At 35.3% G+C, this 835-nt stretch carries 1 protein-coding gene; it reads left to right on the forward strand.

Going from position 1 to position 835, the window contains the following annotated elements; all coding sequences use genetic code 11:
- The first annotated feature begins 337 nt into the window (after window positions 1-337).
- A complete protein-coding gene (locus tag BK137_RS21680) occupies window positions 338-676 on the forward strand; it encodes a hypothetical protein (RefSeq protein WP_038185058.1) in 339 nt (112 codons plus the stop codon).
- The last annotated feature ends 159 nt before the right edge of the window (window positions 677-835 follow it).

The raw sequence follows: 835 nt of genomic DNA on the forward strand, positions 1-835 counted from the left end.
CTTTTCTAATAGGTGCCGGGGTTTTATTCACCTTAATCTATTTAATTAACGATTCAGCTCGAACAGAAGTGTTGGCTGGATTTTTAAAAATATGGACACTTGTGTTAGGCATCGATTTTTTGATTGCCATAAGCAATTTTATTTGGCCGAAAAGGGCAAAGGGATAACAATATTATAATACCGCAATCCAATCGGGCGCGATTGTTTAATAAGCGTCGCTGTTCTAATTCAACTAACGGGTGCAAGAGTTTAAGATCCAAATGCCGAATTAAAAAGCAGCTTTTCCTATCGAGCTAACGCCGCAGGTTACTTTACTAAAGGGAGACGAAAAAATAAAATGGTAGATTTATGTAGTTGTAATAAATATTTAAAAGTTGAAGCCGATATAGGTGCAGACGCTATATGGTGTAATAAATGTTTTAGTAACTTTGATATAGAAGACGTTCCGATTTCAATCAAGTTGAAGGCTGAATTACAGGAGTGGATTTTACAGTATGGAAAATGGATTGATTGGGAAAATGATGGAATAGTCCCTAACGGGGTAGAACTTGAAGAAATACATAATAAAAAAGGTTTGATATTAACTGAAAAAGTACAAAAAGAACTAGCAGGAAAATTTAAAGTTTCGTTTTCACCTTCTACATATGCAAAAAGAAATGCAAATAGAATACAGTAACCCTTATTGAACTAACGGGTGCTTTACTTGAAGATCATTGAGTTGCATAGGCAGCTCTTTTTTCTTATTGAACTAACGGGGCAGTTTAGTTCAAGAGAGGTTTTAACTTGTATTCAACAATCGGGCCATCTAGTTGAAGAGGAAAAGTGAGGGAGAACT

Origin of the sequence: Viridibacillus arenosi, from assembly GCF_001955655.1 — a bacterium.
GTDB classification, from domain to species: domain Bacteria; phylum Bacillota; class Bacilli; order Bacillales_A; family Planococcaceae; genus Viridibacillus; species Viridibacillus arenosi.

Coding starts and splice junctions, on each gene's coding strand:
- BK137_RS21680 (WP_038185058.1), top strand. CDS start 338: ATGGTAGATTTATGTAGTTGTAATAAATATTTAAAAGTTGAAGCCGAT.